We start from the raw sequence: 12,967 nt of genomic DNA, 5'->3' as shown, positions 1-12,967 counted from the left end.
AATTTATCGCACGTTAATTGAACGAATTTCTCTTCTTGGTCGATCCTGTGACCAAATCCTTCTTAACTTAAGAAAACAGATCCTATTTTGACTAAACAAACTTCCACCACTATGAATCTTACTGAACTGAAGAACAGACCTGTGTCTGAGCTTGTTAAACTTAGCGAAAGCTTAGGTCTTGAAAATCAAGCTCGCCTAAGAAAACAAGACATTATCTTCTCCATCCTTAAAGCGCATGCAAAAAGTGGTGAAGACATCTTTGGTGATGGTGTTCTAGAAATTCTTCAAGACGGTTTTGGTTTCCTACGTAGCGCCGACAGTTCATACCTGGCTGGCCCAGATGATATCTACGTATCTCCAAGCCAAATTCGTCGTTTTAACCTTCGCACAGGTGACTCTATTGGCGGTAAAATCCGTCCACCTAAAGATGGCGAACGTTACTTTGCACTGCTTAAAGTAAACACGGTTAACTACGACAAGCCAGACAACGCTCGTAACAAGATTCTTTTCGAAAACCTTACTCCTCTTCACGCCAACGAACGTATGGTGATGGAAGCGGGTAATGGCGCGACTGAAGATATTACGGCTCGTATTCTTGACCTTGCATCTCCGATTGGTAAAGGTCAGCGTGGTCTGATTGTTGCTCCGCCTAAAGCGGGTAAGACAATGCTTCTGCAAAACATTGCTCAAAGCATTGCTCGTAACCACCCTGAGTGTGAACTAATGGTTCTGCTTATCGATGAGCGTCCAGAAGAAGTAACGGAAATGCAGCGTCTAGTTAAAGGCGAAGTAGTTGCTTCAACATTCGATGAGCCAGCATCTCGCCACGTACAAGTTGCAGAAATGGTTATCGAGAAAGCGAAACGCCTTGTTGAACACAAGAAAGACGTAGTTATCCTACTGGATTCTATTACTCGTCTAGCTCGTGCTTACAACACTGTGATCCCTTCATCAGGTAAAGTTCTTACTGGTGGTGTTGACGCGAATGCTCTACATCGTCCAAAGCGTTTCTTCGGTGCGGCACGTAACGTAGAAGAAGGCGGTAGCTTAACGATCATCGCAACAGCACTGGTTGATACTGGTTCTAAGATGGATGAAGTTATCTACGAAGAATTCAAAGGTACAGGTAACATGGAACTGCACCTTAACCGTAAGATTGCTGAAAAGCGCGTATTCCCAGCTATCGACTTCAATCGTTCTGGTACTCGTCGTGAAGAGCTTCTTACCAAGAACGATGAACTACAGAAGATGTGGATCCTGCGTAAGATTGTTCACCCAATGGGCGAAATCGATGCAATGGAATTCCTTATCGACAAGCTAGCAATGACCAAAACGAACGATGAGTTCTTTGACGCAATGCGTCGTCAGTAATATTGATTAGCTGATCGTTATTTAATAAGCGCTGCCCTCGGGTGGCGCTTTTTATTTGCATTTTGTAGCGGCAGCTTGCAGAATGAGCAAAAGTGTTACAAGGAAGTTAAAATGCAACATGGACTGTTGTCATCATTACTCTTGTCTACTTCACTGTTATTTTCACCGGTTGGTATGAGCTATGCCACCGAGATGTCTCCACTTACAGTAGAGTCTTGGCTTGAGAATGATCAAGTAAAACTGAAAACTGCTGAACTACTCGAGCTTGTCGTACGTGACGAAGTCAATTCACTACGCTTTGCGCTTGAGCGCCTGACATTTCCCCAGCAAGAGGTGGCTCGTTACCAACTCTTGAAGAAGCTTGAACAGCAAAAAATCGTACTCACACCCAAGATGTCTATCTTCATCGAGCAGCAACTCGCTATCACGCCCACTTATCAAGTATTAGAGCGTGGAGATGGTTACGAGTTTACGGTACCTGCCTTTAATTATCCTTCAATTGCTAATCGTCTCATCAAGCAGTGGCGTCAAGATCAGAAGACACTGGTGTTTGTGCTAGATGCAGAGAAGCAGGACCTCGACTTAAAAGAGTGGTTATCTGGATCTGAACATCAAGTTCAAACGCGAGAAGCGCTGCTCATTAGAGAGCTAGATAGTTTGTCTCCTGAAGCGGTTGGTTATCTAACTAAGCAACTCACCGCATCTTCTATTGTTAGCTGGTTACCTTCCACTGAGGTGGTGGTTCGATTAGCGCAAGTGAGCGAAGATCCAGAGGCCTATAAGATTTTATGGCGAATGAAGGCCGATTATCATAGCCAAGCTGAGCTAGTTCGCCTTGCTGACACCAAACAAGCATTCGCGTTAGAACAAGTAATGGCTGCGACTAAAAATCCGCGTTTGAAAGATGAAGCGATTACCTTGCTCACTAAGGTTAACCCGTTATCAGAAGAGGTGAAGCAGTTTCTTGTCTCTAGGATGGCGATTGCCGATGAAGCCCCATTAGTCGCGCGTGAACTCGCCAAACAAGGTCATACGCGATGGTTGCAAGATCTCGTCAATGATAACCCTCAGGTGAAGAGCTCTTTGATTGAGCAAGCATTACCGTAAAGTGGATTTTGCCTCTCAATAACCACACTAAAAAGGGGGATCTCAGCGTCACCCTTTTTGATATACTGAGCGCAGAATAATCAGCATGTAGAAGTCCTATGAGTTTTAAAGATTTACGTGATTTTATCGACCATCTTGAAAGTATTGGTCAGTTGAAACGCATTTCTCACCCAGTCGATCCAGACTACGAAATGACCGAGATTAGCGACCGTACTCTACGTGCTGGTGGCCCGGCTCTTTTGTTTGAAAACCCAGTAGGCTATGACATGCCTGTTTTGACTAATCTATTTGGTACACCTAATCGGGTTGCTATTGGTATGGGGCGTCAGGAAGTCAAAGAACTGCGCGAAGTGGGTAAGTTGCTTGCTTACCTAAAAGAACCAGAGCCACCAAAAGGCTTTAAAGACGCTCTTGATAAACTGCCTGTGTTTAAGCAAGTCTTAAACATGCCAGCTAAACGCCTTCGCAAAGCGGCTTGCCAACAAGTGGTATGGCAAGGCGATGACGTCGACTTAGATAAAATCCCCGTGATGAGCTGTTGGGCTGACGATGTCGCGCCATTGCTAACGTGGGGATTAACGGTTACTCGTGGTCCGAACAAGAAACGCCAAAACTTAGGTATCTATCGTCAGCAGAAGATCGGTAAGAACAAAATCATCATGCGTTGGTTAGCCCACCGTGGTGGCGCGCTGGATCTACACGATTGGATAGAAACCAACCCAGGTAAACCATTTCCGGTATCGGTAGCATTTGGTGCCGACCCTGCCACCATTCTTGGTGCGGTTACGCCAGTGCCGGATACTTTATCTGAGTACGCGTTTGCAGGCTTACTACGTGGTAGTAAAACTGAGGTCGTTAAATCAATCAGCAATGACTTAGAGGTTCCTGCAAGTGCGGAAATCGTGATGGAAGGTTACATCGACCCGAATGAATTTGCGGATGAAGGGCCTTACGGAGACCATACTGGTTACTACAACGAGAAAGAAAAGCACCATGTGTTTACTATTACTCATGTAACTATGCGCGAAAACCCTATCTATCACAGCACCTATACTGGCCGTCCACCTGATGAGCCTGCGGTATTGGGTGTTGCACTAAATGAAGTGTTTGTGCCTATTCTTCAAAAGCAGTTCCCAGAGATTGAAGATTTTTATCTACCGCCTGAAGGTTGTTCGTACCGAATGGCAGTCGTGACCATGAAGAAGCAATACCCAGGTCACGCCAAGCGAGTGATGATGGGTGTATGGTCTTTCTTACGCCAATTCATGTACACCAAATTTGTATTGGTGTGCGATGAAGATGTCAATGCACGCGATTGGTCTCAAGTAACCGCAGCGATGTGCGAACATATGGATCCGTCACGCGATAGCTTGATGATAGAGAACACGCCGATCGATTCATTGGATTTCGCATCGCCCGTGGTTGGGTTAGGTTCTAAGATGGGCCTAGATATCACTAAGAAGTGGGATGCAGAGTTAGCGCTATCTCCAGATATTCAATCAGCACCTACAAATAGTGAACATATAGAGGGTAGCTTGGCTGAGTTAACTAAGGCTCACCCTGAAATTATTGATATTCACCTACAGAACGACAACGCCAGTATGGTTGTGGTGTCTATTGATAAGCAAGCTACAGGTAATGGTAAGAAAATCATGGAAGCAGTTTGGTCTCAATTTGATGAGAACAAGTTTGTTATCGTGTGTGACGGCGATGTCAACGTGAGTGATTGGAATGACATTATTTGGGCGGTAACGACAAGAATGGATCCGGCGAGAGATACGTTATTCCTACAGAATGAAAATGGACACTCCAAAATGGGTCTCGATGCGACCAATAAGTGGGAAGGTGAATGCCTTCGTGAGTGGGGTGTACCAATCACAAAAGATCCTGATGTCGTCAAAAAGATTGATAGCATCTGGGAACAGCTAGGAATTTCATGAGCTACCAAGTAGTCTTATACCCAGAAAACATCAGTTTCACCGTAGAAAAAGGGCAAACGGTCTTGGATGCTGCGCTCAACAGCGATATCTATTTCCCAAACCGTTGCCAAGTTGGCGCATGCGCAATGTGTATGTGCAAAAAATTAGAAGGGCAAGTGAGTTACCACCTTGAACCCATGCTCACAGAGAAAGAGCAGCAACAAGGCTGGATTTTTGCTTGCCAAGCATTTGCAGAAAGTAATTTAGTTCTAACCTTTGCCGATTAAGGGTTAGTAAGAGGAAGAACATGACTATTAAATGTAAAGTGAAGTCTATCGAGCCTTTGGCTTGTAATACTTACCAAATCCTACTTCACCCAGAAACACCCGTCGCTTTTAAAGCGGGCCAGTATCTGATGGTTGAAATGGGCGAGAAAGATAAGCGCCCATTCTCTATCGCAAGTAGCCCTTGCCGTCACGAAGGTGAACTTGAACTACACATAGGCGCTGCTGAGCACAATGCTTACGCACTAGAAGTGGTTGAAGCGATGAAGAAGGCACAAGCTGAAAATGGCGATATTGCTATTGATGCTCCACACGGAGATGCTTGGATTAAAGAAGAAAGCGATCGCCCTCTATTATTGATTGCTGGTGGTACTGGTTTCAGTTACGTGCGTTCTATTCTGGATCATTGCATCGCGCAAAATAGCTCGAAAGAGATCTACCTATATTGGGGCGCGAAAGATGAGTGCCAGTTATATGCGAAAGAAGAGCTGGTTGGCATTGCAGAAAAGCATAGCAACGTACATTTTGTACCAGTAGTAGAAGAAGCACCGGAAGTGTGGCACGGTCAAACAGGTAATGTGCTTGAGGCTATCACGCAAAGTTTCGAATCATTAGCTGATTTTGATATCTATATTGCAGGTCGTTTTGAAATGGCGGGTGCTGCAAGAGACCTATTTACTCAGAATAAAGAAGCAAAGCGTGCTCATATGTACGCTGATGCTTACGCATTTATCTAACAATACCTTTAGATTTTGAGTAAAAAGAGAGCAGAAATGCTCTCTTTTTTACGTTTAGGTGAACTATTAGGCAGTTAACCCCTATTTATTCATTTTTTATGAAAAAGTAGTTGCTAAGCTGAGAGGGTTCCCTATAATGCGACACCACTGAGACGGCAGACGCCACAAGGCTTCAGCAAGAATCAGTAAGACGGAAAGCGACAAAAAATTAATTTTCAAAAAGTGTTTGACACTGAATGTTAATTCGCTAGAATGGCCGTCCACTTCGAGAGGCTCCTTACTTAAAAGGAACGCTTAAGAAGTTAAGCTCTTTAACAATTTAAACCTATCAATCTGTGTGGGCACTCGTTGATGAATATCAAAACGTTATTACTTAGGTAATAGCAGTTACTTCGGTAACAAAATTGATTTCAATGAACTGAGTGACCAATACAAATAACCTCGGTTATTTGGCACAGTCAATTCATTACCATTCTGTTGGAATGGTAATAGCTTTAAAATTACATAGTAGTTTTGAAGTCAGTATTCGTTGAGTCACAAAATCTTAAATTGAAGAGTTTGATCATGGCTCAGATTGAACGCTGGCGGCAGGCCTAACACATGCAAGTCGAGCGGAAACGACACTAACAATCCTTCGGGTGCGTTAATGGGCGTCGAGCGGCGGACGGGTGAGTAATGCCTAGGAAATTGCCTTGATGTGGGGGATAACCATTGGAAACGATGGCTAATACCGCATAATGCCTACGGGCCAAAGAGGGGGACCTTCGGGCCTCTCGCGTCAAGATATGCCTAGGTGGGATTAGCTAGTTGGTGAGGTAATGGCTCACCAAGGCGACGATCCCTAGCTGGTCTGAGAGGATGATCAGCCACACTGGAACTGAGACACGGTCCAGACTCCTACGGGAGGCAGCAGTGGGGAATATTGCACAATGGGCGAAAGCCTGATGCAGCCATGCCGCGTGTATGAAGAAGGCCTTCGGGTTGTAAAGTACTTTCAGTTGTGAGGAAGGGGGTAGTGTTAACAGCGCTATCTCTTGACGTTAGCAACAGAAGAAGCACCGGCTAACTCCGTGCCAGCAGCCGCGGTAATACGGAGGGTGCGAGCGTTAATCGGAATTACTGGGCGTAAAGCGCATGCAGGTGGTTCATTAAGTCAGATGTGAAAGCCCGGGGCTCAACCTCGGAACTGCATTTGAAACTGGTGAACTAGAGTACTGTAGAGGGGGGTAGAATTTCAGGTGTAGCGGTGAAATGCGTAGAGATCTGAAGGAATACCAGTGGCGAAGGCGGCCCCCTGGACAGATACTGACACTCAGATGCGAAAGCGTGGGGAGCAAACAGGATTAGATACCCTGGTAGTCCACGCCGTAAACGATGTCTACTTGGAGGTTGTGGCCTTGAGCCGTGGCTTTCGGAGCTAACGCGTTAAGTAGACCGCCTGGGGAGTACGGTCGCAAGATTAAAACTCAAATGAATTGACGGGGGCCCGCACAAGCGGTGGAGCATGTGGTTTAATTCGATGCAACGCGAAGAACCTTACCTACTCTTGACATCCAGAGAAGCCAGCGGAGACGCAGGTGTGCCTTCGGGAGCTCTGAGACAGGTGCTGCATGGCTGTCGTCAGCTCGTGTTGTGAAATGTTGGGTTAAGTCCCGCAACGAGCGCAACCCTTATCCTTGTTTGCCAGCGAGTAATGTCGGGAACTCCAGGGAGACTGCCGGTGATAAACCGGAGGAAGGTGGGGACGACGTCAAGTCATCATGGCCCTTACGAGTAGGGCTACACACGTGCTACAATGGCGCATACAGAGGGCAGCAAGCTAGCGATAGTGAGCGAATCCCAAAAAGTGCGTCGTAGTCCGGATTGGAGTCTGCAACTCGACTCCATGAAGTCGGAATCGCTAGTAATCGTAGATCAGAATGCTACGGTGAATACGTTCCCGGGCCTTGTACACACCGCCCGTCACACCATGGGAGTGGGCTGCAAAAGAAGTGGGTAGTTTAACCTTTCGGGGAGGACGCTCACCACTTTGTGGTTCATGACTGGGGTGAAGTCGTAACAAGGTAGCCCTAGGGGAACCTGGGGCTGGATCACCTCCTTATACGAAGATATTCACGATAAGTGTCCACACAGATTGATGGTTTAGATTTAGTTAAAGCCAGAGCTTTAATTAATAACGTAAGTTATTGATTAAAGCTTTTTGCTTTATGCTCTTTAACAATTTGGAAAGCTGACTGATTGATTACTTACGAGTAATTCAATCAAATTTAAAAGTTCTCAATGTTTACCTTTATGGTAAACACAACAAACACATTCAAGTGTCTTGTATTCGAATCAAACTTAGTTTGATTCACATTGAGTCCGGCAAACAGTCATTGAGAATTAACCCTTCTTAATGACAACCAAAAACCTTGGTTAGTTGCCATACGCTAAGACCCTTTCGGGTTGTATGGTTAAGTGACTAAGCGTACACGGTGGATGCCTTGGCAGTCAGAGGCGATGAAAGGCGTAATAACTTGCGATAAGCCCAGATTAGGTAGTAATAACCTTTTGAGTCTGGGATTCCTGAATGGGGAAACCCACTTACATAAGTAAGTATCCTGTTGTGAATACATAGCAACAGGAGGCAAACCGGGGGAACTGAAACATCTAAGTACCCCGAGGAAGAGAAATCAACCGAGATTCCGAAAGTAGCGGCGAGCGAAATTGGATTAGCCCTTAAGCTTTTAATGAGACAGATGAAGGCTCTGGAAAGTGCCGCAACAAAGGGTGATAGCCCCGTAATCGACATCTCATAATCAGTGAAAACGAGTAGGGCGGGACACGTGATATCCTGTCTGAATATGGGGGGACCATCCTCCAAGGCTAAATACTACTGACTGACCGATAGTGAACCAGTACCGTGAGGGAAAGGCGAAAAGAACCCCTGTGAGGGGAGTGAAATAGAACCTGAAACCGTGTACGTACAAGCAGTAGGAGCACCTTCGTGGTGTGACTGCGTACCTTTTGTATAATGGGTCAGCGACTTAATTTTAGTAGCAAGGTTAACCGTTTAGGGGAGCCGTAGGGAAACCGAGTCTTAACTGGGCGTACAGTTGCTAGGATTAGACCCGAAACCAGGTGATCTAGCCATGGGCAGGTTGAAGGTTGAGTAACATCAACTGGAGGACCGAACCGACTAATGTTGAAAAATTAGCGGATGACTTGTGGCTAGGGGTGAAAGGCCAATCAAACCTGGAGATAGCTGGTTCTCCCCGAAAGCTATTTAGGTAGCGCCTCGGACGAATACTACTGGGGGTAGAGCACTGTTAAGGCTAGGGGGTCATCCCGACTTACCAACCCTTTGCAAACTCCGAATACCAGTAAGTACTATCCGGGAGACACACGGCGGGTGCTAACGTCCGTCGTGGAGAGGGAAACAACCCAGACCGCCAGCTAAGGTCCCAAAGTATAGCTAAGTGGGAAACGATGTGGGAAGGCTCAGACAGCCAGGATGTTGGCTTAGAAGCAGCCATCATTTAAAGAAAGCGTAATAGCTCACTGGTCGAGTCGGCCTGCGCGGAAGATGTAACGGGGCTAAGCTATACACCGAAGCTGCGGCTACGTACCTTAGGGTATGTGGGGTAGGGGAGCGTTCTGTAAGCCGTTGAAGGTGGTCTGTAAGGGCTGCTGGAGGTATCAGAAGTGCGAATGCTGACATGAGTAACGATAAAGGGAGTGAAAAACTCCCTCGCCGGAAGACCAAGGGTTCCTGTCCAACGTTAATCGGGGCAGGGTAAGTCGACTCCTAAGGCGAGGCCGAAAGGCGTAGTCGATGGGAAACGGGTTAATATTCCCGTACTTCTTACAATTGCGATGGGGGGACGGAGAAGGCTAGGTGGGCCTGGCGACGGTTGTCCAGGTTCAAGTACGTAGGCGGGTGGTTTAGGTAAATCCGGACCGCTACTAACGCTGAGATACGATGTCGAGCTACTACGGTAGTGAAGTCATTGATGCCATGCTTCCAGGAAAAGCCTCTAAGCTTCAGATTGTAAGGAATCGTACCCCAAACCGACACAGGTGGTCGGGTAGAGAATACCAAGGCGCTTGAGAGAACTCGGGTGAAGGAACTAGGCAAAATGGTACCGTAACTTCGGGAGAAGGTACGCTCTTATCAGTGAAGTCCCTTGCGGATGGAGCAGACGAGAGTCGCAGATACCAGGTGGCTGCAACTGTTTATTAAAAACACAGCACTGTGCAAAATCGTAAGATGACGTATACGGTGTGACGCCTGCCCGGTGCCGGAAGGTTAATTGATGGGGTTAGACTTCGGTCGAAGCTCTTGATCGAAGCCCCGGTAAACGGCGGCCGTAACTATAACGGTCCTAAGGTAGCGAAATTCCTTGTCGGGTAAGTTCCGACCTGCACGAATGGCGTAATGATGGCCACGCTGTCTCCACCCGAGACTCAGTGAAATTGAAATCGCTGTGAAGATGCAGTGTACCCGCGGCTAGACGGAAAGACCCCGTGAACCTTTACTACAGCTTGGCACTGAACATTGAACCTACATGTGTAGGATAGGTGGGAGACTTTGAAACCGCGTCGCTAGATGTGGTGGAGTCGTCCTTGAAATACCACCCTTGTAGTTTTGATGTTCTAACGTTGGTCCCTGAATCGGGATTACGGACAGTGCCTGGTGGGTAGTTTGACTGGGGCGGTCTCCTCCCAAAGAGTAACGGAGGAGCACGAAGGTGGGCTAAACACGGTTGGACATCGTGTGGTTAGTGCAATGGCATAAGCCCGCTTGACTGCGAGAATGACAATTCGAGCAGGTGCGAAAGCAGGTCATAGTGATCCGGTGGTTCTGAATGGAAGGGCCATCGCTCAACGGATAAAAGGTACTCCGGGGATAACAGGCTGATACCGCCCAAGAGTTCATATCGACGGCGGTGTTTGGCACCTCGATGTCGGCTCATCACATCCTGGGGCTGAAGTCGGTCCCAAGGGTATGGCTGTTCGCCATTTAAAGTGGTACGCGAGCTGGGTTTAGAACGTCGTGAGACAGTTCGGTCCCTATCTGCCGTGGGCGTTGGAAAATTGAAAGGGGCTGCTCCTAGTACGAGAGGACCGGAGTGGACGAACCTCTGGTGTTCGGGTTGTCATGCCAATGGCATTGCCCGGTAGCTAAGTTCGGAATCGATAACCGCTGAAAGCATCTAAGCGGGAAGCGAGCCTTGAGATGAGTTTTCCCTGACGCTTTAAGCGTCCTAAAGGGTTGTCGTAGACTACGACGTTGATAGGCAGGGTGTGTAAGTGCTGCGAGGCATTGAGCTAACCTGTACTAATTGCCCGTGAGGCTTAACCATACAACACCCAAGGGGTTTTGTGGACTCAAAGACAGACCTTGAATGAGTTTGAAAGAGACTTTTAAATCAGTTTTCCGAATTTTAAAATTTGCTTGGCGACCATAGCATTGTGGACCCACCTGATTCCATGTCGAACTCAGAAGTGAAACACAATAGCGCCGATGGTAGTGTGGGGCTTCCCCATGTGAGAGTAGGACATCGCCAGGCTTTAATTTCGACTTTGTCTACAAAGTAGACAAGTCACCATAGAGTTCTAAGTTTTCTTAGTATTTTATGTTGACTTTCAAAGTAGAAAGCGTATTATACGCGTCCTGCTTGAGTGCTAAGGCACTGAAAGCAAAGCTCTTTAACAATTTAAACCTATCAATCTGTGTGGGCACTCGTTGATGAATATCAAAACGTTTTATCGTTAGATAAAACAGATTCTTCGGAATCAAAATTGATTTCAATGAACTGAGTGACCAATACAAATAACTACTTTCTCTTGTAGAAAGAAGGTATTTGGCACAGTCAATTCATTATCATTCTGTTGGAATGGTAATAGCTTTAAAATTACATAGTAGTTTTGAAGTCAGTATTCGTTGAGTCACAAAATCTTAAATTGAAGAGTTTGATCATGGCTCAGATTGAACGCTGGCGGCAGGCCTAACACATGCAAGTCGAGCGGAAACGACACTAACAATCCTTCGGGTGCGTTAATGGGCGTCGAGCGGCGGACGGGTGAGTAATGCCTAGGAAATTGCCTTGATGTGGGGGATAACCATTGGAAACGATGGCTAATACCGCATAATGCCTACGGGCCAAAGAGGGGGACCTTCGGGCCTCTCGCGTCAAGATATGCCTAGGTGGGATTAGCTAGTTGGTGAGGTAATGGCTCACCAAGGCGACGATCCCTAGCTGGTCTGAGAGGATGATCAGCCACACTGGAACTGAGACACGGTCCAGACTCCTACGGGAGGCAGCAGTGGGGAATATTGCACAATGGGCGAAAGCCTGATGCAGCCATGCCGCGTGTATGAAGAAGGCCTTCGGGTTGTAAAGTACTTTCAGTTGTGAGGAAGGGGGTAGCGTTAATAGCGCTATCTCTTGACGTTAGCAACAGAAGAAGCACCGGCTAACTCCGTGCCAGCAGCCGCGGTAATACGGAGGGTGCGAGCGTTAATCGGAATTACTGGGCGTAAAGCGCATGCAGGTGGTTCATTAAGTCAGATGTGAAAGCCCGGGGCTCAACCTCGGAACTGCATTTGAAACTGGTGAACTAGAGTACTGTAGAGGGGGGTAGAATTTCAGGTGTAGCGGTGAAATGCGTAGAGATCTGAAGGAATACCAGTGGCGAAGGCGGCCCCCTGGACAGATACTGACACTCAGATGCGAAAGCGTGGGGAGCAAACAGGATTAGATACCCTGGTAGTCCACGCCGTAAACGATGTCTACTTGGAGGTTGTGGCCTTGAGCCGTGGCTTTCGGAGCTAACGCGTTAAGTAGACCGCCTGGGGAGTACGGTCGCAAGATTAAAACTCAAATGAATTGACGGGGGCCCGCACAAGCGGTGGAGCATGTGGTTTAATTCGATGCAACGCGAAGAACCTTACCTACTCTTGACATCCAGAGAAGCCAGCGGAGACGCAGGTGTGCCTTCGGGAGCTCTGAGACAGGTGCTGCATGGCTGTCGTCAGCTCGTGTTGTGAAATGTTGGGTTAAGTCCCGCAACGAGCGCAACCCTTATCCTTGTTTGCCAGCGAGTAATGTCGGGAACTCCAGGGAGACTGCCGGTGATAAACCGGAGGAAGGTGGGGACGACGTCAAGTCATCATGGCCCTTACGAGTAGGGCTACACACGTGCTACAATGGCGCATACAGAGGGCAGCAAGCTAGCGATAGTGAGCGAATCCCAAAAAGTGCGTCGTAGTCCGGATTGGAGTCTGCAACTCGACTCCATGAAGTCGGAATCGCTAGTAATCGTAGATCAGAATGCTACGGTGAATACGTTCCCGGGCCTTGTACACACCGCCCGTCACACCATGGGAGTGGGCTGCAAAAGAAGTGGGTAGTTTAACCTTTCGGGGAGGACGCTCACCACTTTGTGGTTCATGACTGGGGTGAAGTCGTAACAAGGTAGCCCTAGGGGAACCTGGGGCTGGATCACCTCCTTATACGAAGATATTCACGATAAGTGTCCACACAGATTGATTAGGTTTAGAAAA

5 protein-coding genes and 4 rRNA genes are annotated in these 12,967 nt (G+C 47.3%); all 9 read left to right on the top strand.

Annotated elements, in window-relative coordinates; genetic code table 11:
- Positions 1–111 precede the first annotated feature (111 nt).
- Positions 112–1,371, top strand: a complete 1,260-nt coding sequence (gene rho, locus OC193_RS15275) for a transcription termination factor Rho (RefSeq protein WP_017062978.1) — start codon at positions 112–114, stop codon at positions 1,369–1,371.
- A gap of 111 nt (positions 1,372–1,482) precedes the next feature.
- On the top strand, positions 1,483–2,478 hold the full coding sequence (locus OC193_RS15270; protein ID WP_048661172.1) for a hypothetical protein: 996 nt from the start codon (positions 1,483–1,485) through the stop codon (positions 2,476–2,478).
- Positions 2,479–2,576: 98 nt separating this feature from the next.
- Positions 2,577–4,418: a 4-hydroxy-3-polyprenylbenzoate decarboxylase gene (ubiD, locus tag OC193_RS15265; protein ID WP_048662858.1), complete on the top strand. Its 1,842-nt coding sequence runs from the start codon at positions 2,577–2,579 to the stop codon at positions 4,416–4,418.
- Positions 4,415–4,684: a 2Fe-2S iron-sulfur cluster-binding protein gene (locus OC193_RS15260; RefSeq protein ID WP_008224727.1), complete on the top strand. Its 270-nt coding sequence runs from the start codon at positions 4,415–4,417 to the stop codon at positions 4,682–4,684. Before ubiD ends, OC193_RS15260 begins: the two co-directional genes overlap by 4 nt.
- Before the next feature lie 20 nt (positions 4,685–4,704).
- Positions 4,705–5,418: an NAD(P)H-flavin reductase gene (fre, locus tag OC193_RS15255; protein ID WP_048661170.1), complete on the top strand. Its 714-nt coding sequence runs from the start codon at positions 4,705–4,707 to the stop codon at positions 5,416–5,418.
- 546 nt (positions 5,419–5,964) lie between these two features.
- A 16S ribosomal RNA gene (locus OC193_RS15250) occupies positions 5,965–7,519 on the top strand.
- 350 nt (positions 7,520–7,869) lie between these two features.
- Positions 7,870–10,763 (top strand): 23S ribosomal RNA (locus OC193_RS15245).
- 91 nt (positions 10,764–10,854) lie between these two features.
- A 5S ribosomal RNA gene (gene rrf, locus OC193_RS15240) occupies positions 10,855–10,970 on the top strand.
- A 391-nt stretch (positions 10,971–11,361) separates the two neighbouring features.
- Positions 11,362–12,916 (top strand): 16S ribosomal RNA (locus tag OC193_RS15235).
- The 16S, 23S and 5S rRNA genes sit together here, the layout of an rRNA operon.
- Positions 12,917–12,967: the final 51 nt, after the last annotated feature.

It is taken from the genome of Vibrio crassostreae, assembly GCF_024347415.1.
Classification (GTDB): Bacteria; Pseudomonadota; Gammaproteobacteria; order Enterobacterales; family Vibrionaceae; genus Vibrio; species Vibrio crassostreae.
Note: the sequence above shows the minus strand (reverse complement) of the source record. Positions and strands in the feature narration are given on the sequence as shown.

What these genes read in the sequence shown, in the direction of transcription:
- ubiD (WP_048662858.1), top strand. Translation starts at nt 2,577, where the DNA reads ATGAGTTTTAAAGATTTACGTGATTTTATCGACCATCTTGAAAGTATT.
- fre (WP_048661170.1), top strand. Translation starts at nt 4,705, where the DNA reads ATGACTATTAAATGTAAAGTGAAGTCTATCGAGCCTTTGGCTTGTAAT.
- OC193_RS15260 (WP_008224727.1), top strand. Translation starts at nt 4,415, where the DNA reads ATGAGCTACCAAGTAGTCTTATACCCAGAAAACATCAGTTTCACCGTA.
- rho (WP_017062978.1), top strand. Translation starts at nt 112, where the DNA reads ATGAATCTTACTGAACTGAAGAACAGACCTGTGTCTGAGCTTGTTAAA.
- OC193_RS15270 (WP_048661172.1), top strand. Translation starts at nt 1,483, where the DNA reads ATGCAACATGGACTGTTGTCATCATTACTCTTGTCTACTTCACTGTTA.